This window comes from Streptomyces sp. NPDC039609 (genome assembly GCF_055596705.1).
The window spans coordinates 1029151-1048787 of the sequence record NZ_JBVIUJ010000001.1 but is presented as its reverse complement, the minus strand read 5'-3'; the positions used below and the strand labels follow the sequence as shown (position 1 = coordinate 1048787).

General features: G+C 68.7%; 23 protein-coding genes and 2 pseudogenes. 10 read left to right on the top strand and 15 right to left on the bottom strand.

Going from position 1 to position 19637, the window contains the following annotated elements; translation table 11 throughout:
• Positions 1-43 precede the first annotated feature (43 nt).
• The 8 genes from ACZ561_RS04695 to ACZ561_RS04660 all read right to left on the bottom strand — a co-directional run bounded on the left by ACZ561_RS04695 (position 44) and on the right by ACZ561_RS04660 (position 5541).
• The gene (locus ACZ561_RS04695) at positions 44-235 is read right to left on the bottom strand and encodes a hypothetical protein (protein WP_470989677.1); all 192 of its coding nucleotides are present in this window, start codon (positions 233-235) and stop codon (positions 44-46) included.
• A 271-nt stretch (positions 236-506) separates the two neighbouring features.
• A complete protein-coding gene (locus tag ACZ561_RS04690; protein ID WP_470989675.1) occupies positions 507-1553 on the bottom strand; it encodes a YihY/virulence factor BrkB family protein in 1047 nt (348 codons plus the stop codon).
• A 199-nt stretch (positions 1554-1752) separates the two neighbouring features.
• The gene (locus ACZ561_RS04685; RefSeq protein ID WP_470989673.1) at positions 1753-2307 is read right to left on the bottom strand and encodes a DUF6434 domain-containing protein; all 555 of its coding nucleotides are present in this window, start codon (positions 2305-2307) and stop codon (positions 1753-1755) included.
• An 81-nt stretch (positions 2308-2388) separates the two neighbouring features.
• A complete protein-coding gene (locus ACZ561_RS04680; protein ID WP_470989671.1) occupies positions 2389-3057 on the bottom strand; it encodes a DsbA family protein in 669 nt (222 codons plus the stop codon).
• 318 nt (positions 3058-3375) lie between these two features.
• Positions 3376-3804, bottom strand: coding sequence for a hypothetical protein (locus ACZ561_RS04675; protein WP_470989669.1), 429 nt, complete (start codon positions 3802-3804; stop codon positions 3376-3378).
• Positions 3805-3857: 53 nt separating this feature from the next.
• A complete protein-coding gene (locus ACZ561_RS04670; RefSeq protein WP_470989667.1) occupies positions 3858-4472 on the bottom strand; it encodes a methyltransferase family protein in 615 nt (204 codons plus the stop codon).
• A complete protein-coding gene (locus ACZ561_RS04665) occupies positions 4469-5206 on the bottom strand; it encodes a cation efflux transmembrane domain-containing protein (protein WP_470990067.1) in 738 nt (245 codons plus the stop codon). Before ACZ561_RS04665 ends, ACZ561_RS04670 begins: the two co-directional genes overlap by 4 nt.
• Positions 5206-5541 (bottom strand): ArsR/SmtB family transcription factor, encoded by a 336-nt coding sequence (locus tag ACZ561_RS04660; protein ID WP_470989664.1) that lies wholly within the window; start codon positions 5539-5541, stop codon positions 5206-5208. The genes ACZ561_RS04665 and ACZ561_RS04660 overlap by 1 nt, the downstream gene beginning before the upstream one ends.
• Before the next feature lie 230 nt (positions 5542-5771).
• On the opposite strand from ACZ561_RS04660, the gene ACZ561_RS04655 reads away from it, so the two are divergent.
• Positions 5772-6119 (top strand): hypothetical protein, encoded by a 348-nt coding sequence (locus tag ACZ561_RS04655; RefSeq protein WP_470989661.1) that lies wholly within the window; start codon positions 5772-5774, stop codon positions 6117-6119.
• 141 nt (positions 6120-6260) lie between these two features.
• Here ACZ561_RS04655 and ACZ561_RS04650 read toward each other — a convergent pair whose 3' ends face one another.
• On the bottom strand, positions 6261-6659 hold the full coding sequence (locus ACZ561_RS04650) for an SHOCT domain-containing protein (protein ID WP_470989658.1): 399 nt from the start codon (positions 6657-6659) through the stop codon (positions 6261-6263).
• Positions 6660-7348: 689 nt separating this feature from the next.
• On the opposite strand from ACZ561_RS04650, the gene ACZ561_RS04645 reads away from it, so the two are divergent.
• From ACZ561_RS04645 to ACZ561_RS04635, 3 genes are all read left to right on the top strand, one after another.
• Positions 7349-7807 (top strand): cyclic nucleotide-binding domain-containing protein, encoded by a 459-nt coding sequence (locus tag ACZ561_RS04645; protein WP_470989655.1) that lies wholly within the window; start codon positions 7349-7351, stop codon positions 7805-7807.
• A 26-nt stretch (positions 7808-7833) separates the two neighbouring features.
• Positions 7834-7986, top strand: a complete 153-nt coding sequence (locus ACZ561_RS04640) for a hypothetical protein (RefSeq protein ID WP_470989652.1) — start codon at positions 7834-7836, stop codon at positions 7984-7986.
• Positions 7987-8215: 229 nt separating this feature from the next.
• Positions 8216-9421: a globin domain-containing protein gene (locus ACZ561_RS04635; protein ID WP_470989649.1), complete on the top strand. Its 1206-nt coding sequence runs from the start codon at positions 8216-8218 to the stop codon at positions 9419-9421.
• A gap of 34 nt (positions 9422-9455) precedes the next feature.
• Here ACZ561_RS04635 and ACZ561_RS04630 read toward each other — a convergent pair whose 3' ends face one another.
• From ACZ561_RS04630 to ACZ561_RS04620, 3 genes are all read right to left on the bottom strand, one after another.
• Positions 9456-10277, bottom strand: a complete 822-nt coding sequence (locus ACZ561_RS04630) for a universal stress protein (RefSeq protein ID WP_470989645.1) — start codon at positions 10275-10277, stop codon at positions 9456-9458.
• A gap of 299 nt (positions 10278-10576) precedes the next feature.
• Positions 10577-11989 (bottom strand): purine-cytosine permease family protein, encoded by a 1413-nt coding sequence (locus ACZ561_RS04625; RefSeq protein ID WP_470989642.1) that lies wholly within the window; start codon positions 11987-11989, stop codon positions 10577-10579.
• Positions 11990-12352: 363 nt separating this feature from the next.
• Complete coding sequence (locus ACZ561_RS04620; RefSeq protein WP_470989640.1) at positions 12353-12484, bottom strand: hypothetical protein; 132 nt, start codon at positions 12482-12484, stop codon at positions 12353-12355.
• Positions 12485-12765: 281 nt separating this feature from the next.
• Here ACZ561_RS04620 and ACZ561_RS04615 point away from each other — a divergent pair, with 281 nt between their 5' ends.
• The 3 genes from ACZ561_RS04615 (at position 12766) to ACZ561_RS04605 (ending at position 15363) form a co-directional block, all read left to right on the top strand.
• Entirely contained in the window at positions 12766-14142 is a 1377-nt protein-coding gene (locus tag ACZ561_RS04615) for a S41 family peptidase (RefSeq protein WP_470989637.1), read from the top strand.
• 14 nt (positions 14143-14156) lie between these two features.
• Positions 14157-14282, top strand: coding sequence for a hypothetical protein (locus tag ACZ561_RS04610; protein WP_470989635.1), 126 nt, complete (start codon positions 14157-14159; stop codon positions 14280-14282).
• Positions 14283-14499: 217 nt separating this feature from the next.
• Entirely contained in the window at positions 14500-15363 is an 864-nt protein-coding gene (locus ACZ561_RS04605) for an alpha/beta hydrolase (protein ID WP_470989632.1), read from the top strand.
• Positions 15364-15468: 105 nt separating this feature from the next.
• Here the strand turns inward: ACZ561_RS04605 and ACZ561_RS04600 are convergent, their stop codons facing one another.
• Together ACZ561_RS04600 and ACZ561_RS04595 are read right to left on the bottom strand one after the other, a co-directional pair.
• Positions 15469-16167, bottom strand: a complete 699-nt coding sequence (locus ACZ561_RS04600) for a 2-phosphosulfolactate phosphatase (RefSeq protein WP_470989629.1) — start codon at positions 16165-16167, stop codon at positions 15469-15471.
• A 332-nt stretch (positions 16168-16499) separates the two neighbouring features.
• Positions 16500-17057, bottom strand: a complete 558-nt coding sequence (locus tag ACZ561_RS04595) for a hypothetical protein (RefSeq protein WP_470989626.1) — start codon at positions 17055-17057, stop codon at positions 16500-16502.
• Between the two features lie 300 nt (positions 17058-17357).
• On the opposite strand from ACZ561_RS04595, the gene ACZ561_RS04590 reads away from it, so the two are divergent.
• The 3 genes and pseudogenes from ACZ561_RS04590 to ACZ561_RS04580 all read left to right on the top strand — a co-directional run.
• A complete protein-coding gene (locus tag ACZ561_RS04590) occupies positions 17358-17750 on the top strand; it encodes a hypothetical protein (protein ID WP_376430232.1) in 393 nt (130 codons plus the stop codon).
• Between the two features lie 147 nt (positions 17751-17897).
• A pseudogene (locus ACZ561_RS04585) lies at positions 17898-18056 on the top strand (ABC transporter ATP-binding protein); the annotation flags it as partial.
• A pseudogene (locus tag ACZ561_RS04580) lies at positions 18053-18367 on the top strand (ABC transporter permease); the annotation flags it as partial. The pseudogenes ACZ561_RS04585 and ACZ561_RS04580, both read left to right, overlap by 4 nt.
• A 209-nt stretch (positions 18368-18576) precedes the next feature.
• Here ACZ561_RS04580 and ACZ561_RS04575 read toward each other — a convergent pair.
• The gene (locus ACZ561_RS04575; protein WP_470989622.1) at positions 18577-19419 is read right to left on the bottom strand and encodes a universal stress protein; all 843 of its coding nucleotides are present in this window, start codon (positions 19417-19419) and stop codon (positions 18577-18579) included.
• Positions 19420-19637: the final 218 nt, after the last annotated feature.

The window sequence follows — 19637 nt, the reverse complement described above, 5'->3', positions numbered from 1 at the left end:
GCCGGTCTGAAGCAGTCCAGAGGCAGGCAGCCCAGAAGCAGGCTCATTGGCCGGCGAGAGTGGTCGCGACCTCCCGGACGCCGAGCGCTTCCGAGCCGGCCACTTCGCCCGCCAGGTCGTTCACGGCGTTCGCCGTGTCACTCAGGTGGTTGGGCTCATCGGCATGGGCAGGGACAGCAAGGATCAGAGGCAAGGCCGTGAGCGTGACGGCACCAAGCAGAGCACGAGTCTTCATGCCATGGTCAACGCGCCTGGCAGCCTCCGGACACGGTCACGCACTGATGGAAGCATCAGCGCGCCGACGCGGAGAGTCAGGCTTGTCGACCAGCCCGGATCGACCGGATGGCCATCACCTGCGCTGCGCCGCGTGGAGGGTGATGCCGGTGAAGTCACGTCGTCGGAGGCCCGGATGGTGTCGTCCGTCCACACGGCGTAAACCGCCTGCCTCGTGACGGGGGCGAGCGCCTCTACGAGGCCCTGACGGCGGCCGTGGCCGGCTTTGCACGTCAATGGTTCGAGCTCTTGATCCGATGATGAGAGACCTGTCCACGTACCGTGCGCCATCGTGACCGCGTCTGCTCGACCATGGTGTCCCACTCTCGGCGGACCTCGTGGTCGGATGGGCGGTCACCCTCACGGATCCGGGTGAGCTCGTCTTGTACTTCTCGTCCCAGTGCCGCCGCTGCGACCAGGACCAGCATGGCTGCGAAGAGGGCGGAGATCATCGCGAAGACAGCACCGACCACCCCGTAGCGCGCTGCGGAGGAGTTGAACAGGTGCGGCATGTAGATGGCTGCGCCCACTGAATAGGCCGCCGTCAGTACGGCGCCGGTGATGGCGAAGGGAAGCAGGTCCGGCCAGCTGATCCGTTTCGCCGACAGGATCCAGCCGCTCCAGACGAGGAAGACGGCGGTCACCAGTACGCCACACACGACGGAGACCAGACCCAGCGCGCCTCCCTCAGGAAGCGCGGAGAGCAACGCGGTGACCCCTGCGTAGCCACCGAGAGTGAGGATCCACCCCAAGCCGTTGCGTGTGTTGCGCACGCTCAGGGGCTTGAGTTCCCATACCTGTTCGAAGAGCCGCTGGGCGGCTCGCGCGAAGCTCAGCACCGAGATCGCCAGAAGCACGAACCCGAAGATGCCCACGCTCGCGCTGGTCGTTTCGGCAGGAGAGAACAGCGAGCTGACTGCCGCGGCCCCCGCTCCGCTGAGGTTGTAGCGCTTGATGATCTGCTCTGCGGCGTCGTAGTGAACGACGTTGCTCAAGACCGCGCCGAGGATGATCGCGAGCGGGACCAACGCCGTCAGGGCGCTGGACGCCAGGGCCATCGAGCGGTCGAAACCCACGATCTTCTGAAACCGGTTGATGACCCGCAATGCGAAGGCCGGCCGCAGCCAGAACGTCAGTGTCCTGACGAGGCGCTCTCGATTGATCCCCGTCGCCCTGCCCTCCGTGAAGATCGGACCTTTGTGGCGACGCGAGCCTAACGGCCGGTCGCCCGACCGATGACGGGCGACACGAGAAGCACCGTGCCGGCCGTACGACATCATGGCCGCCTGACATCCTCTCGGCCCTACGGGACGAAGACTCCCGCCCGCCTGCCGGTGGCCCCTGGCCGGGGCATGTCCACGCTTCTGCTGTTCAGGACTTCAATCGGACAGTCGGGGGACCTGGCTACGGCAGGAGATGCTCGCTTTCACGGCGCGGGCCGCGTCGGCGAGGTCTGGCATCACCGCGGAGCGGGCAGCGTCAGTCACGGGGGCGGGCCCGGTGTGCCTGCCAGGCCGCAAGGGCCGCTGTGCGGGAGCCTTCCGGGTGGCGGCCGTGCCAGTCGCGCAGGAATCGGTTGAACTCGAACTGGGCACCGACCTCCTGGGGTTCGGCCGCCTGGGCGCGTGTGGCGTGCCAGTGGGCGACGGCATCGCCGAGGGTTCGCCCGGCGGCCCCGGCTATGTACTCCCGCATGAAGACGTCGAAGTGGAAGGCGGGCCCGATCTCTCTGCGGAAGAACTCCCGAAGGACCTGGCTGCACCGCTGCCCCTGCGGGATCACGGTGTCGCGGCGGACGGGGGCGGCGAGCTGCCGCCCCGCCCGCCGCGGCGACGGGTCGGACTCCGGCACCGGGAGGCCGTCCAGAGCGGCGGCCAGCCGTGCGGTCACGGCTGCCTTGCCGCCGCCCAGGGGTAGCCCCATCACCCTGGCCAGCGCGGACACTTCAGCAAGGGTCCAATACCAGCGCCTCAGCTCCGCACCGGTCAGATTGGGGGTCAGGGAGGGTCGAGACTCCCCCGCAATCGCACTCACGTTCCCATCCTAGATGACTGCCGAGTGAGCCGCGGAGAAGCCATTCAGAGACTCCGACGAACCGTGAGGCGCCGTCGGAGGTCATCCCGTGAGCCGGGCCTCGATGAGAGCCTTGAAGTCCTCGTAGGAGCCCGGCGTCTGGATCTTCACACCGTCGACGAAGAACGTCGGCGTGCCCTGGACACCGAGGCCGAGGCCGTCCTGCTGATCGGCCTGGACGCGCTGGAGGGTGGCCGGCGCCTTCACCGCGGAGTCGTACGTGGTCATGTCGAGTCCGAGGCCGGAAGCGTACGTACGGAAGAGGTCCGCCTTGGACTCCTGGGACTCGCCCCATTCCTTCTGCGTGGCGAACATCTTGGTGTACATCGCTTCGAACTTGCCCTGCTGGGCGGCTGCTTCGACGGCGAGAGCTGCGGTCGTGCTGTTGCGGTGGCCAGGCATGGGGAAGTAGCGGGCGACGAACGTGACCCGGTCCTTGTACTCGGCACGCAGCTTCTCCACCGTGGGATGTACGGCCCCGCAGCCCTCGCACTCGAAGTCGAGGAACTCGACGACGGTCAGCTCGCTGCGCTGTGGTGAAGTGAGCCGATGGCTGGTGTCGCGGACGGGCCGGGCGTCCACGGCGGGTTCGGCGTCGAGGGCCGCCGCGCCTCGGTCCTGAGGCGCGAAGAGGAGGAACGAGCCGAACGCGACGGCCAGCGCGGCGACGAGGACGGCGGCCGCGATGAGGTTCTTCTTCAGTCTGGTCATGATTCCTCGTACGTGGGGTGTCGGATTCCGCAGCACTGGTCGCGGCATGACGGGAAGCCGGAGCTCGGGTGCGTGCGGGAGGTGGACTCGGCCGGTGGGGCCCCTGGGTCCCGGACTCGGCAGTCCGGGACCCAGGGGGTTCAGGAAACGAGCATGGCGGTGTAGCCGGCGGTGGCGATGGCAGTGATGATGTCGCCGGCCTGACGAACAGGGTGGTGGTGGAGGCCATGGAAGGAGGACTCTCCCTGGTGAGTGAGCCGGATCAGGACACGGCGAGGCACCCGGCGGCCAAGAAGGCGCGGCGGGGTGCGGGTGGTGTCAGGTACGGCTGACGCAGAGCAGAGTGACGGGATCGGGCGCCTGTGGCCAGGCGCACCCGTCATCGGGGCCCGGTGCCGCCGGTTGGGCCGGGGCCGGCGGCGCTGCGAGGGTGTCTGGGCCGGGGTCGGCCGCGAGAGCGACGGGCACGGGCGTCTGTGCGGTCGCCAGCGGGCAGTCCAAGCCCGTCGCCGGACACTCGCCGTGCGCCGGATCGGCCTGGTGCGGAGGTTGCTCGGCGTCCACGATGGCCGCGTGCGCGGTCGGCACGGCCGGGCTCGTGGCCGTGGTCGTCATCCCGGTCATGGGCGCGGCCATGGCCATCGCGCTGTGTCCGGGTCCCCACATCAGGTGGGCGCAGGCCAGGAGCGCACCGGCCACCAGGGCGGCGAGCGCGGGCAGAGGGCACCGGGCGGGGCGGACGAGCATGACCGCGATGCTACCCAGACACCCCTGGAGCGCCCGCCACCGGCCCTCGCCGGTCATACGGCGCGGCGGCCGATCCCGGGCCAGAAACGTCCGGCCCGGGCCGTGTACGCGTCGTACGCCGCTCCGTGCACGGAGCGGAGGTAGGGCTCTTCAACGATCCGCACCTGCAGCTGGACGGCGGTGACGAGAGCGGCCAGGGCGAGACCGGCGACCACGCTGGGCACCATCAGCGCCAGGCCGATCGCGGTCACGGTCATCGCGGTGAACACCGGGTTGCGCACGCTCGCGAACATCCCTGTGGTGACCAGGGCGGTCCGCTCGGCGGCGTCGACACCGACCCGCCACGAAGCTCCCATGGCGCTCTGCGCCGCCAGAGTGGCAGTGATCCCAACGATGGTGGCCACCAGCCCCGTCCAGCGCAGCACGGGCCACTCGGTGCCGAGACCAACGGGCAGGCCGGCAATGGAGGCGATCGGGGCGGCGGCGCCGCCGAGGAGCGCGAGGACGAACAGGATCCCAGCCCACCAGGAGGCGGAGCCGGGACGGCCGCTGATGCCGCGGAACCCGGAGTCGCCCGTCCGGCGGGCCTGGATCACGGCCCGGATCCCGAAGGCGGTCACCGCCCACCCGATGAACAGAGCCAGAGCCGACCAGGCCCACGCAGTCATGTTGTCACCCCTGTCTTGTCGGCAGAGCAGCATGATTCGTCGTCTGTGCCGCAGGTACGTGTCGTCGCGCTGGTGGTTGCTTCGGTCAGTGACGGCACGGGACCACAGGCACAGCCCTTGCCCTGCCAGGCGTCGATGCCCTCCTTCACTGCGACGGCCGCAATGATCAGGGCTGCGATCGGGTCGGCCCAGGACCACCCGAGCGTCGCATTGAGGATCAGGCCGGCCAGCAGGACGGCGGAAAGGTAGGTGCACAGCAGGGTCTGCTTGGAGTCGGCGACCGCGGAGGCCGAGCCCAACTCGCGCCCCGCCTTGCGCTGCGCCGCAGACAGGAACGGCATGACCGCCAGAGACAGCGCGGCAATCACGATGCCCGGCACCGACGACTCAGCCCCGCCTGTACCGGTCAGCGCACGTACCGCGTCGACAGTGACATACGCGGCGAGTGCGAAGAAGGAGACGGCGATGATCCGCAGCGTCCTCTTCTCCCTTGCCTCGCGCGCGGCGTGGTCGCGGGCGGAGAACTGCCAGGCGACCGCGGTGGCGGAGGACACCTCGATCACCGAGTCCAGGCCGAAGCCGACCAGCGCGGTCGACGAGGCGATCGTCCCGGCGGTGATCGCGACGATCGCCTCGATCACGTTGTAGGTGATCGTCGCTGCGACCAGGAACCGTATGCGCCGCGCAAGCGCGTCGCGGCGGGCGGGTGACGGACCGAGAGATATGGCGCTCATCAACAGCAGCCCTCCGTCTCCGCGTCCACGCACGTCTTGTCGGCGTCCACCGCCAGGACCACCGACCGCAGGTCCCACAGCGCGTGCCCGAGCCGGGCATCGGCGAGTTCGTAGCGGGTCCGGCGTCCGTCGGGGATCGCGACGACGAGGCCACAGTCCCGCAGACACGCCAGGTGGTTCGACAGCCGAGTACGGGAGATCCCCAGGGCGTCGGCGAAGTCGGAGGGGTAGCCAGGGCCCTGCTGCAGTTTCAGCAGGATGCGGCAGCGGATCGGGTCGGCCAGGGCGCGGCCGAACCGCGCCAGAGCCTCGATGTCGGTAGCGAGAGTCAACACACCCTGACAGTACATAGATTCCTGAATTCAGGAAACCCTGAACCAGTTTCTGGGCTGCCGGGTCGCTGGATCACGCAGGACTCGTGGGGCGAGGTTCAGGCCGCGACTGGCTCGGCTGCCAGCGCTGGGGAGTTCCTTCGGATCAGAGGGGCCGCCATCCTTGATGACCCGCGCAAGCCGGGCGTTAGACTCCACGCGCTTGGTTCCACGAGTCGTTTTAGGGGGGCGACGTGGCAGATGACGGCGGCAGCTCCGGCAGATTGCGGCGCATCGACTTCGGCACATCGATGTTGTTCGGCGCGGTGTACGCCAGCGCGTTGTTTCTCTTGGTGACAGGCTTCGCCTTGGAACCGAGCGGCTGCGGGGGGCGTTTCCAGGCTGCGTGCTCGGGCGGGACGTACTGGCGCCTCGGTGTCGGTTTCGGTCTGATCGTGGTGGTGGCGCCTGGTCTTCACAAGGTTGTGCCGAGCGTTCCGTTCGATCAGGGCGTCGGCCGGTCGGCTGGTGTCACCGCACTGCTGTTGGGCGCAACGCTTGGTGTCGCTCTGACCATGTTGGTTGGCCACATGGCGGGTTGAGCCGTTCGGATCACCCCCGCGAACCGGATGAAGATGCCGGCGACGCGGAGTGCGGCGACGTGGGCGGTGGCGGTTTGCCGTGACGGGCGGCAGGGCGATGCCGGCTTCCTCGGCCCGGCCGTGCGCCAGTTTCCCCCTCCATCAGCCGGCGAGCACCTTCTGCTTGGCCTGCTCGTACTCCGCGGCCGTGATGTCGCCGTGGTTCTTGAGTTCGGCGAGCTTGCCGAGCGCCGCGGCGTGATCGGTCGTCCCGCCGCTCGCGACGGCGGCCGCCCGTATGTATTCCTGGAACTCCTGCTCGTTCTGGCGTGCCCGGTTCAGCTCGCGTTGACCCATTCCCTTGCCCCGGGCGATGAGGTACACGAAGCAGCCGAGGAACGGCACGACGACGACGAAGACCGTCCAACCCGCCTTGCCCCAGCCGCTCATCGAGTCATCCCGGAAGATGTCGCCGATGATGCGGAAGAGCAGCATGAACCACATCACCCACAGGAACACCCACATGACGGTCCAGAACACGTTCAGCAGCGGATAGTCCATGATCGTTCTCCTCGGCGTGCCGCCGTGGATCACTGACGGCCCATGGCGATGCGGATGCGGTCTTCGGGGGCCCGGGCTCCTTTGTCGTACGCGCCCACGTCCCGCGACCAGAGTCGTCTTGCCGGGCCTGCACACGCACCGGAGAGCGGTCACCGGGATCGAGAGCTTCGCGCTGAGCAGCGGGTCCCAGGACGGGTCCACTTCCGGCTGCGCGGTGTCGACCGGCGGGAGGTCCGCCCGGACGGGCTTCCCGTCGACCTCTGGGGGACTTGTTTGGACGCACAGGCAACACCGCCAAGGGGGCTGCAGAGCACATGCCCGGACCGCCGCCACCAGGGGACGCCGGATATGTGTGGCCGACACGTCCATGATCGCCCGTTCGGTCGTTGATCGCATGTAGCGCCATCCGAGGGACGTCTGAAGAATGGAAGCGGCCGGCCATCCAGCATGATCCCGCAGATCAAAGTGCATCCCACGCCCGGACCACCGAATGCCTTCTCAGCACGTGACCGAAGTCTTGAGCCCTGCCGGGGCCCGCACGGTGGCTGGATGCCCGTTCCAGCAGTATCTGGCGTCATCCGGCTGCCCGCGCCTGCAACCAAGGGGTGCGGAGAAAGGACCATCCGGCCTTCCCCGCGTACTCGGCATGAGCGGGAGACTGGAAACGGACGCAGATGAGGAGGCCCCCGATGAGCACTCGAATGCCCCCACGGTTCACCGCAGCTCTGTCCGCCAACCATCGCGACGGCCTGTTGCAGCAGGCTCGTCCGGTGGACTTCCCCGAAGGAACACGACTGTTCGAGGAAGGCGGGTACGCCGATCGGTTCTGGATCATGCGGACCGGAACGGTCACATTGGACGTCCGCGTGCCCGGCAAGCGGCCGGCAGTGATCGACAGCGTCAGTGCCGGCGAGCTGCTCGGCTGGTCGTGGCTGTTCGAGCCGTACCGCTGGCACTTCGGGGCGGAGGCCATGACGCGGGTGCGAGCGGACGAGTTCGACGCCGTGACGGTAAGGATGATGATGGACGCCGACCCGAGCTTCGGCTCCGCGCTGGGTCACGTCGTCGGGCAGATGCTCGCCCACCGTCTCTTCTCCGCCCGTGTACGTCTGCTGGACCTGTACGCCCACCATGGCAGCGGCCTGTAGATCCCCACCGTTTCCTGCAGACCGCGATGCCGCTTCGCGCCACGGCGACCGTCGGCGACGCCATGACCCGCGCCGTCATCGCGATCGGCCATGACGCGCCGTACAACGAGATCGTGGCGCAGATGGATGAGTCGAAGGTGAGGGATCGACCGCTTCATGCGTCCCTTGGCTACTTCTGAGTACCTCCGTGATCAGGTAGCGTCCGGAGCTGCTCAGTCCGCTTCGATGCTCACGTCCGTCTTGGGGACCCATGCCTGCCAGTGAAGTCTTCGCCCGTAGGGCCCATCGGGGGCGCCGCGCCATCGATGCGGCCACCCTGCGGTCCGCCCGGGTCCGGCCGTCTCGAATACCGGGCGATGGAGCTCTGGTCCCTTGAGGTTCCGGATCAGACGCCAAGGCAGCACGCCCGTGGTCCCGCATCCGGAGGATCCGGCACCCACCCCGGCCGAGCACATCGATGAGCCAGAGGTCACCGAGACGCCTCTGTCGGCCCACGAGATAGATCTCATACGTGCTTCCGTCTCGGTGGTCGAGCCACTCGCCGCAGACATGACGGTCTACTTCTACGCGATCCTCTTCGCCCGCTACCCCGAGGTGCGGCCGATGTTCCCGCCGGGGATGGACACCCAGCGCGGCCGCCTGTTGCGCGCCCTGCTGCGCATCGTCGATCTGGTCGACGATCCGGAGAACCTGGTCCGCTTCTGCGGACACCTCGGGCGTGACCATCGCAAGTTCGGGGCGCTGCGGGCACACTTCCCCGCCGTGGGCGAATGCCTCCTCGCCTCACTGGCCCGCTACGCCGGTTCCGCCTGGACCCAAGACATCGCAGCCGCCTGGACCAAGGCGTACGGGGCAGTCGCCGACGTCATGATCAGCGCTGCCGAACAGGACGCGGAGGAACGGCCCGCCGTCTGGCCGGCCACGATCGTGCGTATCGTCCCCTGCGGGCACGGCATCGCCGAGGTCACCCTGCATCCCCACATGCCCTACGAGCATGCCGCGGGTCAGTTCGTCAGCATCGAGACCCCCTGGTATCCCAAGCAGTGGCGCTACTACTCCCCCGCCAACGCGCCCCGCGAGGACGGCATCCTCACCTTCCATGTACGGGCCGTGCCCGGTGGCTCGGTCAGCAATGCGCTGGTGCACCGGGCAGCTGCGGGCGACGTGGTCCACCTGGGCGCGCCGATGGGCGACATGATCCTGGACGCCGCCGTCCACAGCGACCTGCTCTGCGTGGCCGGCGGCACCGGCCTCGCCCCCATCCGCGCGCTCATCGAAGAGGTCGCCCGCCGCGGCGGCAGGCACCAGGTGAATCTCTTCCTCGGCGCCCGCACCGGTGCCGAGCTGTACGGGATGGACGACATGCTGCGCATGGCACAACGGCATCACTGGCTCTCGGTCAGGGGCGCGATTTCCGACGAGGACATCCCCGGGATCCAGGGATCTCTGCCGCAGGTTCTGGCCGAGTACGGACCGTGGTACCACCACGATGTCTTCCTCAGCGGTCCGGCCCCGATGGTCACGTCCGCCAGAGAGACGCTCATGAGCGGCGGAACGTCGGCGGACCGCATCCACTACGACCCGTTCGACACCCCCGCCCTGGCCACTCCCTGAGACCTCGCCGGCCGGCCCCGAACCTCGTTCCTTCTCAGGCTGCTCGCGTCGTCCTGCGAACGGCGACGACGGGGCAGTGTGCGTGGGTCATCACGGCTTGGCTGACCGAGCCCAGGAACAGTCCGGCAATGCCGCTGCGCCCGCGGGCTCCGACAACCAGTAGCTGAGCATCCTTGCTCGCCTCGAGCAGGACTTCACGCGCTGTGCCGACCACCGGGTCGCGTCCCACGGCGATGTCCGGATAGGTGTCCGTGCGACCGGCGATCGCCTGGGCCAGCACTTGCTCCGCAGACTCGGAGTCTGTGCCGGGCGAAGCCTTGTCCGGCTGCCATGCGTGAACGGTCACGAGTTCAGCCTGGCGCTGCGCGGCTTCGGCGAAGGCGACGTTGACGGCCTCGTCACTGTCCGGGGAGCCGTCGACTCCCAGTACGACAGGTCCCGTGTCAGCGGAGGTACGGTGCTTTTCGCGGACCGTCATCACCGGGCAGTGGCTGCGGGCTGCCAAGGACACCGGTGTGGATCCCAGCAGCAGGCCTGCGATGCCCCCGATGCCCCTGGAGCCGACGACGATCAGGTCCACAGCCCGCGACTCGGCTTCCAGCACGTGCACCACGTCACCGGTTACCACGACCTTGGTGACCACCACCTCAGGAGCCACGTCGAAGGCATGGTCCGCCGCTTCCTGGACCAACGCCCTGCCGGCCGGATCCGGCACCACGTGTCTGGGCTTGATCGGAACCTCGGCATGGACCACACGCAGTGCCGCACCGCGCCGAGATGCTGCCGTGGCGGCTGCTCCCACGGCGGCGAGACTCGTTGACGAGCCGTCCACCCCGACGACGACCGGTTTGGCCATGGCTGACTGCTCCACTTCAAGCGGTGGAGTCTCAGCTTCACCCCGTCGGCCTGTCCCTGCAATTCTTGCCCCCACTTGCTCTGCGCTCGGATCCTGGCCTGCCTGGATGCCGGCCGCGCCCTCATCACCGCGCAGTTCGCCCTCCCCCGCCGGCAGGCGGGCGCTGAAGGACGTCTTCTGCCGTCCGGCCGGCCTTGTAGGGGGACGGATGCGACGACGCGCCGGGCGGAGCGCTCGCAGCGCTCGCACCCGACGCGGCCGCCCTGTGGGCGGATGTCGTGCCGGCGGGGTGCCCGGGGTCAGCCGACCGGGGCCGTCGCCCGGTCGCCGCCCTCGGCCGAGGCCGGGTGGATGGTCTCGGCGGGCGGGTTGGCGGTGCGCCTCGCCCACAGCCAGTACAGGACCGAGGTGACGATCAGCCCGACGATCCACGAGACGTCGGCGCCGTCGAGCTTCTTGGTGATCGCGCCGGTGTACAGCTTGGTGGCCAGGAACGGGATCTGTACGACGACACCGACGACGTAGCAGGTCAGCGCGGCGGCGTTCCAGCGACCGTAGCGGCCGTCCGGGTCGTACAGGGCGGGGATGTCGACGCGTTCGCGGGAGACCAGGTAGTAATCGACCAGGTTGATCGCGCTCCACGGGGTGAACACCATCAGGAGCAGGAGCACGAAGTTCTTGAAGTTGGTCAGGAAGTCGTCGCTGGCGGCGAGCGCGATGACCATCGACACCGCGACGAAGCCGACGATGTAGGCGGCGCGTGCGGCGGCCGAGATGCGAGAGCGGCCGTCGAACGCGGTGACGGTGGTCAGGATCGACATGAAACCGCCGTACGCGTTCAGGCAGTTGACGGTCAGCTTGCCGACCACGATCACGAGGTAGATGAGGAACGCGAGGAAGACCGGGCCGGCCAGGTCGCCGAGGAAACCGACCTGGTCGGGCAGGAAGGCCTTGCCCGCGACGGCAGCGGTGAGAGCGCCGAGCGTCATGGCCCACTGGGAGCCGATGACGGAACCGGCGAACGTCGACCAGAACGTCGCGCGCGTGCTGGTGTCGCGCGGCAGGTAGCGCGAGTAGTCGGCGACGTACGGGCCGAAGGTCAGCTGCCATCCGGCGCCCAGTCCCACGGCGAGCAGGAAGGTAGCCGCCTCGAAGCCCTTGATGCCGACGTGCGCGCCGACGTCGTACTGCGTGAACACCCGCACCATCAGGTAGCCGAGACCGAGCACACCGACGACGGTCGCGATGCGGCCGGCGATGTGGATGAGTCGGTAGCCGGTGACGGCGACCACGGCCGTCAGCGCGCCGAAGATGAGGATGCCTGCGTCCGTGTTGTCGATGTGCAGCATCTCGGACACCGCCTGCCCGGCCAGCACGCTGCCGGTCGCGGCGAAGCCGAGGTACATGAGGATCACCAGCAGCAGCGGCAGGATCGCGCCGTACACGCCGAACTGCGCGCGGCTGGAGATCATCTGCGGAACGCCGAGCCGCGGCCCCTGCGCGGAGTGCAGCGCCATCACGATGCCACCGAGCACGTTGCCGATCAGCAGCGCGGGTATCGCCCACAGCGCGTCGGCGCCGAAGACGACCGCCAGCGCGCCGTCGACGATCGCGGTGATCTGCATGTTGGCGCCGAACCACAGTGTGAACTGGCTGCGCGGCGTGCCGTGCCGCTCGGCGTCCGGGATGACCTCGATGGTGCGTCGCTCCATCGCGAGTCGTTCCCCAGGGGCGTGTTGGACCGGCATGTTGGTGACCTCTCCCCGCAGCGATTCCGGCGAATCGGGTTGACCCGCCGCCGTTGAGCCAGGTGGTGCTGCGCCGAATCTGGCATAGAGGTGAACAGACATCAAGATCCTGAATGAACAATTTCAACTTCAGCCGTCCAGCATCTGCGCCGCCACACTGGCCGGGCCGCGATACGGGCGGAGCCTCGCCACCCGGGGCCGTCCTGCACGGACAGTCAAGGACTCCCTTTCGGCCACACGGTGGCGCACCACGGTCGCCCACGATCCGGCAGGGAGGGCGACATCGACGGCGTGAACGACATGGGGCCTCCGAGTAGATGAACTCGGTTATCTGATCCGTGAGTTGGTCCACTTGCGAATGGGTTCCTCCAGCACCTGGCACGGCTTGTGGACGCGTCGCCGTATCCGCTCGCCCATCAGCTCCGAGAACCAGAGTTCGGCCAGGTTCCACCCATCCATGCCCGCCACCGCTGCACGCACCTCGAGCGCCGACACGCTCGCCGTGGCCGTCAAGCATCCTGTCTGACGTCCCGTCCGCCTTCGCGCACAGGCGACTGGTACCCGTTGCCGGCCATGCGGAGAACGTCCGGGGTACTACCGGTAGTGGGTGGGTGGGCGGGGTGGCCTCGGGTGGGGGTGGCCCCACCCTTGATCAACCGGACAGCCGGATGGCCGGGAGATCGCCCCGTCCGCGACTGTGGGGTTGTCCCGAGCAAGTCGACTACAGAGAAGACGAGATCGTGCGCATCGTCACGGCCACCGCCGTCGTACTGGCCCTCGCCGGCGGAGCCGCTCCGGCCGCCACCGCCCAACAGCCGCCCACCGACGGACTCTGGCGAACGGACGGCTACGGCATAGTGCTGTCCATCCGGAACGGAACCCTCCAGGAGTACCAGACCACCGCCGTCAGCTGCCTCGCGGGCGACTCCGCGCAGCGGACCGGCCCCGGCACCTACACCATGGCCGACGGCACCGTCCTGACCGTGCGCGCCCAGGAAGACCGCGACCACGCGTCCATGCGCGAGGCCGGCAACGTCGGCCGTCGGAGCCTCCGGCGCATCCCGGCGCTGCCCGACGTCTGCGCGAGCCCGACGGCAAAGGACTCCCTGACGACCTTCGACGTCTTCTGGCAGACCTTCGGGGAGAACTACCCGTTCTTCGCGTCCAAGGGCGTCGACTGGAACAAGGTCCGCGATCAGCACCGCGCCAAGGTGCGTGCCGACACGCCGAGGGACGAACTCTTCGCCGTCTTCAGCGAGATGGTCAAGCCGCTCTACGACGCCCACGTCGTCGTCAAGGACGGAGAACGCGCCTTCCACCAGGTCCGCCCCGGCACCGTCATGCCCAACGGAGAACTGGACGCCAAGGTCAAGCAGTTCATCGTGGAACGGGACCTCGAGAAGGCCCGGAACATCCAGGACTTCGCCCACGGGCGGATCACCTACGCCGATCTTCCCGCCGGGCAGGGCTATCTGCGGATCTCCGGCTTCGCCGGGTACGCGGGCAAGGGGGCTTCCTACGCGGCGCAGTTGGCCGAGCTCGACGGGGCGCTGGATACGGTCGTCAGCCGGGAACGCGCCCAGAGCCTGAAGGGCCTGATCATCGACCTGCGGATCAATGGCGGCGGCTCCGACGCCCTGGGGATCCACATCGCCGAGCGTCTCACCAACACCCCATACGTCGCCTACTCCAAGAGGGCCCGCAACGACCCTGCCGACGCCACCCGGCACACTCGCCCCCAGCCCGTGGACGTGACGCCCGCCCAGGGTCCCCGCTACACCGGGCCGGTCGCCGTGCTGACCGGCGGCTCGACCATCAGCGCGGGTGAGACCTTCACCCAGGCACTCATGAACCGGCCCGGCAGGACGGTCCGGATCGGGCAGCCCACACAGGGCGTCTTCTCGGACTTCATGGCGCGCAAGCTCCCCAACGGCATGTCGGCCTGGCTGCCGAACGAGGAGTTCCTGACCCGTTCGGGCAGGACCTTCGACGGCACGGGCATTCCGCCCCACCTCGCTGAGCCGGTCTTCACCGAGGAGGAGTTCGACGAGAAGAGGGACTCCGCCTTCGACAGGGCTGTGAACGTTCTTCGGAACCAGGGCCGTTCCACGAGCTGACGCGGGAGCAGCTGGTGGACAATCCACCGGAGTTGACGGAAAGTCACTACCGCCAGTGCTACGAGGTCGCCCGCACCGCCCTCGATCTGGCGGCCCACATGCACGGGCTCGTCCGGGTAGTGCGGATGATCTTTCGCTGAGTAGTGTGGATCACCGGACAGTGGGCAGCCGTTCGCACGCTGCCTTCGTGACTCCGCGCTCGACCGCTGACGCCTGCCATGTAAGAAGACGTCTCTGCGGCTGAATGATGCGCCGCAGGGCGATGTCTCGTCCCTCGGCGACGATGTGGTTCGCGGTCGAGGGACGGGCGCCGCGTGCCGTCGACGCCGTAGAGGAAAAGAAAGTGAGTGTAGACAGATGCAACCGACGTTCGTACTGGTTCACGGAGCCTTCGCGAACTCCTTCTCCTTCGCACCGCTCCAGGCCGAACTCGGCCTCCTCGGACACCGTTCGGTCGCCGTCGATCTTCCGGGGCACGGGTTCGCCGCGACGTACCCACGGGCCTATCAGGCGCCGCAGGATCTCGGAGGGCTCGCCACCGCGCCCGGGGCCATCAAGGGTGTCACGCTCGCCGACAACGCCGCGCACCTCATCGGGATACTGGAGCGGGCCAAGCGGAACGGGCCCGTCATCCTCGTCTCACACAGCCGCGGCGGCATGACGGCCACCGTCGCAGCCAACCGGCGGCCCGACCTGATCGACCGCATCGTCTATGTCTCCGCCTGGTGCCCCGTCGACCTCGACGTCAGCGCCTACTACGCAGAGCCCGAGATGGCCACGATCGACGCCACAGGGCTGGCATCGGCGATGGTCGGGAACCCTGCCGAGCTCGAACTGCTGCGCTCCAACTTCCGTACCGCCGACCCCGGCGTCCTCTCGGCCTTCAAAGCGGCTTTTCTCGCCGACGCGACGGACGACGAGTTCATGGTCTTCCTCAACACCTTCCAGCCCGACGAGAACCTCGACGTCGGCACACCCGATGACCGGGCGCAGCCCGACAGCTGGGGGCGGATCCCCAGGACGTACGTCCGGCTGGCTGAGGACACCAGCGTGCCGCTCGCCATGCAGGACCGGATGATCCGCGAGGGCGACGCACTGACACCGGAGAACCCCTACGACGTCCGTACGCTCACCAGCAGCCACCTGAAGTGGCTGGTCGACCCGGCACCGGCGGCCCGGGTACTGGGTGAAATCGCCGCGCTCTTGCCCGCCGAGTCGTGATCGGATCCCGATGAGGAGGGCGGCGGCGGTGACAGCTCCGCCGCCCGGACGTATGGGCGGCGGCGGTAACAGCTCCGCCGCACGGACGTCCAAGGTTCCAGCAGGTCAGCGGAGGCTGGACGGCATGTCAGGCACCGCAACGGGACGGAGTACCGTGAGGGACTCTTCCTGGCGAGCCATCATCGCGAACGGGAACCTGTCGATTTCCAAGCAGAGATCGACATCGTCCGGGTGGTATCCACTCCGCCGCCCACCGGCGAGATCGGCCGCGGCACGGGAAGTCCGTGCGCGGTGGAGATACGGGGCCTCCTCGACATCGCCACCGGCCATGGATCGACCAATGTATTCGGCGCAGGCCAGGTCCTCGTCGGCCTGGCCTCCGTCACCGGTGACAACGAACGTCACGGGGCCGGAATCGTTGTTCTGCAGGAACCGCGCGGTCGGGCCGGCCACCACGAAGCTCGCGCACAGGACCAGCGGTGCGTTCGCGACGGCCAGCGCGCCCACGGTCCCTGCCGTTGTCTTCTGCACCAGCGTGCGGCCGGCGACGTCGCATGACCTGAGCAAGCCGGGTGAGTTCACCGCGTCGAAGCCCGCTGCTGGAGCTCCGTCCTTCAAAGCCAGCCAACCCGAGTGGCTCTCCTTCAAGGCGAGTGCCTCACTCTCCGTCGAGGCAAGGACGATCCTCTCGACGCCACGCGAGAAGGCCCAGGCTGCCACAGTGAAGGCGCGCATGACGTCGATGACGACAGCAACGCGGGGAACGCGGGTCAACTCTTGGATGCCAACGAAGTGATGGTCCATCGCATCATTCTGACGCCCCGGGATCACACGTAGGGCACGATCGATCCGACTGCCGTCGGGGTGACGGTCAGCGAAGCGGTTCCGGCACGGGTGCCGACCACGCCCTGGAGGAGCCGCGCGCAGGCGGACGGCGAGGGCCTCAGGTGGAGGCGTTTGTCGGCTTTTCGCCGAAGGCGGTGGCCAGCGGGCGGGCAAGGCGGATCCGCCGTCGGATGTCCTCCGCCTCCGCATGGAGCCGGCGGAAGAAGGAGGCGACGTTCTCGCGGCCCTCGGTCCCGGTGTCCCCTCCCTGAGCCGGGTCAGGGAAGCCCCGGTCTCCCGGAGGACGCGCTTCAGCGGGCGGCTGGTGCCCCCCTCGGCCGCGAGCGCGGCCAGCTCCTCGCGGGCGGTCTCCAGAGTGTCGACCGCCGTCCGCATGAGCGGGGAACACACGGTGCGGAAGGCGGCAAGGTTGTCGAAGAGGCGGTCGGTCGCCCCTTGTTCGCGATCCGGGCTCCGAGGTATTCCTCGAACTGCTCCGCCCAGTCGGCGAGGACAAGCGCCGCCCGGTCGAGCTCCTCCGCGGTCCCGTGCCGCCCAAGCGGCGTCTGGGCGTCAAGATCTTCGAAGTGGGTGACGAAGGCTTCGTCGAGACTGGCGAGACCCCGCGCGCCGGACTCGAAGAGTTCGTCGAAGGGCTCCTTGGCGAGGCCGATGCCCTCGTTCACCATACGCCGCGCCTCATCAGTGACGAACTCCATGTGGCGCGCGTGCAGTTCGACCTCGTAGAAACCTGCCCTCGCGTCCCGTAGCGCGGCCTCGGACCGCGCGAGCGCCGCTTCCCTTTCCTTCTTCTTCCGCCCCCACGGCCACATCCGCGACGCACCCCCTTCCCGGTGTGTGCGGTTCATGGCACGGGCAGAGGTGCGAGGCGCCGGCCGGGGGTGGGAGCTCAGGTTTCGGGCAATGTCGCGGCGCCGGGGCAGGGCGCCTCACACCCCTGAAGCGCATGAATTTTTTCATTCTCTTGCGTACTCGACGGTATATGCATTTACTACAGGTGCTCCCGCGGGCTCGAACATGACGCCCGCGGGTCACCCCCTCGTCCCTCGATCGACCCCCTGGGTTGTTCCAACGGGACACTCCGCGCTTTCAACCTGGGGCGGAGTCGTCCGCACCCCTCCGCACAGGCCCCTCCCTAAGGCGACAACGTGTCCCATCACCGCCCTCCGGTCAGCGCCGACTGGCCGTACTCGGTCACGACCCCCGGCCACCGCGATTGGGAAAGTACGGCCGTACGCTGGCTGCGAGACCTCCTGCCTGCCCGCTACGGCGGTTACACCACCCTCACGCGCCAGCCCGTTCTCCTGGCCCGTCACGCCCAGCTGCAGATCGAGCACGAGATCCGTGCGGTGCGGGTGGCGATGCAGACCTGCCGAGCGGAGCTGCCCACGCTGGGCGTGTCCGACCCCACGATCGAGAGCACGATCAGGCTGTACGCCGTCGAACTGGAGCAACTGAGCCGCCTGGCACGGGGTGTCCGCCTCATCACGGAGGCGCTCCTCGCGAGCGGCCAGGGCGCGCGACGACGAGCGCGGGTATGAGGGGCCCACCCCGGACGCGGGCCGGCCCGCCTCGATCACGCCGCTGGGCTGCACTCCGTAACCGGTCAGAGCGAAGAGCGGGGCGACGAGCAGCGCGATGCCCGGCAGGGCGGCACGCGGGGTTGGCTTCATGATCACAGGGAGTCTATGAAGCTGCTGTACGAACTGAACACCGCGGGCACCACCGTCTGCGTCATCACCCACGACAACGAGATCGCCGACACCCTGCCTCGCCGAGTGCGCTTCCGCGACGGCGGTGTGGTCTCCGACTCCCATGCCCCCGCCCCGCCGAGGGAGTTCTCATGACCTCGGCCCGACTTCGACCGGCTCGTCTCTCACCCGCCGACATCCTGCGCACGGGAGGGGTCGGCCTGCGAGCCCGCCGAGCCCGGGTCGTCCTCTCCGCGCTCGGCATCGCCATCGGCATCGCGACCATGGTCGCAGTCGTCGGCCTCTCCACCTCGAGCCCGGCCGACCTGCTGAGCCGCCTCGACCGCCTGGGCACCAACCTGCTCACCGCGGAAGCCGGCAAGGATCCGCTCGGACAGGAAGTCAAGCTGCCCAAGAACGCGGTCGCGATGGTCGAACGCATCGGACCCGTCGAGCACGCGACGGCCTTCGTCACGCCCTGGTCCCTGGCCGGCAGCCTCGCTACCACCCTCCTGGTCGGCGCCCTGGCCGGCCTCTACCCCGCCGTCCGGGCCTCCCGGCTCGATCCGACCACGGCGCTCAACGCCACGTGAGTGGCGTGGATCGTGCGGGTCGACCGGGTCCGCCGCCGATCGACGCCGTCCGTGCCGGCGAGGGCGGCACGCGCCGCGCTCCCTCAGGTGTGCGGCACGACGGCGACAGGACAGGCGGCGTGGTGGATCACGGCATGGGTGACCGATCCGATATGGGAGCCCTTGGCCGCCCTGCGCCGGCCGACGACCACGAGGCTCGCGTCCGACCCGGCCTCGACGAGGTGCTCGGCGGCCCGCCCGGGAGCGGACACCTCGGAGACCTCCACCGCCGGGTACTTGTCCCGGAAGGGGCGTACCGCGCTTGACAGCGCCGACGCCAGGTCGGCGTCGGTTACGGCCTTGTGGTGAAACGGGTGGTGCCACGTGTTCACGATCTGCAACGGGGCGCCATGCCGCCCCGCGAAGCCGAACGCGAAGTCGAGGAGCTCACCCTGCACCTCGCTCACATCCAGGCCGAGCACCACCTTCCGGTCGCTGTCACCCGGGGCACCGGACTCGTCCTCCCCGTACCCGGGGCGTACCAGCACCACCGGACGCGTCGCCTCGGCGACGACCTCCTGCCCCACCGAACCGACGATGAAGCCGCGGACGCTGCCGAGCCCGTGCGACCCCACGACCAGCAGTTCAGCCTCCGAAGCGGCGGCCAGCAGCACGCTGGTGGGGGCGTCCTCGACCTCATCGGCGGTCATGGCGAGGTCCGGTCGTCTGCCCCGGACACGCTGCTCGTTCGCAGCGAGCACACCTTCCGCGTCACCGGCGCGGTCCTCGTGCGACACCTTGACCGCCTGCAGCTGGTGCTGCCCCCACCGCGTGGCGTAGACCAGCCGTAGGCCGTTTCCGCACAGTGCCGCTTCGTCGGCGGCCCAGTCCAGGGCCGCGACACTTCCTTCGGAGCCGTCCACTCCCACAGTGATCGGTCGGGACACGCCGCTCTCCTCGCCTCGGGGCTGTCATCAACGGGCCGTCACAAGGGCAGCCCTTCGGCATCCACGCGCGAGGGCGCCTGATCGGGAAACTACCGAGTTGCTGCGAACATCGCGGCGCACCGCGTTCCACGACGCCACCGAAGTGCCCCATCTGGCGGACGACGGGCCAAGGACATCGGATGCGCAGGCTCGCGCCCGCCGCAGCCGTCCGAAGCGGC

Coding starts and splice junctions, on each gene's coding strand:
- ACZ561_RS04695 (WP_470989677.1), bottom strand. CDS start 235: ATGAAGACTCGTGCTCTGCTTGGTGCCGTCACGCTCACGGCCTTGCCT.
- ACZ561_RS04690 (WP_470989675.1), bottom strand. CDS start 1,553: ATGATGTCGTACGGCCGGCACGGTGCTTCTCGTGTCGCCCGTCATCGG.
- ACZ561_RS04680 (WP_470989671.1), bottom strand. CDS start 3,057: ATGACCAGACTGAAGAAGAACCTCATCGCGGCCGCCGTCCTCGTCGCC.
- ACZ561_RS04675 (WP_470989669.1), bottom strand. CDS start 3,804: ATGCTCGTCCGCCCCGCCCGGTGCCCTCTGCCCGCGCTCGCCGCCCTG.
- ACZ561_RS04670 (WP_470989667.1), bottom strand. CDS start 4,472: ATGACTGCGTGGGCCTGGTCGGCTCTGGCTCTGTTCATCGGGTGGGCG.
- ACZ561_RS04665 (WP_470990067.1), bottom strand. CDS start 5,206: ATGAGCGCCATATCTCTCGGTCCGTCACCCGCCCGCCGCGACGCGCTT.
- ACZ561_RS04650 (WP_470989658.1), bottom strand. CDS start 6,659: ATGGACTATCCGCTGCTGAACGTGTTCTGGACCGTCATGTGGGTGTTC.
- ACZ561_RS04645 (WP_470989655.1), top strand. CDS start 7,349: ATGAGCACTCGAATGCCCCCACGGTTCACCGCAGCTCTGTCCGCCAAC.
- ACZ561_RS04640 (WP_470989652.1), top strand. CDS start 7,834: ATGCCGCTTCGCGCCACGGCGACCGTCGGCGACGCCATGACCCGCGCC.
- ACZ561_RS04630 (WP_470989645.1), bottom strand. CDS start 10,277: ATGGCCAAACCGGTCGTCGTCGGGGTGGACGGCTCGTCAACGAGTCTC.
- ACZ561_RS04625 (WP_470989642.1), bottom strand. CDS start 11,989: ATGGAGCGACGCACCATCGAGGTCATCCCGGACGCCGAGCGGCACGGC.
- ACZ561_RS04620 (WP_470989640.1), bottom strand. CDS start 12,484: ATGGATGGGTGGAACCTGGCCGAACTCTGGTTCTCGGAGCTGATGGGC.
- ACZ561_RS04605 (WP_470989632.1), top strand. CDS start 14,500: ATGCAACCGACGTTCGTACTGGTTCACGGAGCCTTCGCGAACTCCTTC.
- ACZ561_RS04600 (WP_470989629.1), bottom strand. CDS start 16,167: ATGGACCATCACTTCGTTGGCATCCAAGAGTTGACCCGCGTTCCCCGC.
- ACZ561_RS04595 (WP_470989626.1), bottom strand. CDS start 17,057: ATGAACCGCACACACCGGGAAGGGGGTGCGTCGCGGATGTGGCCGTGG.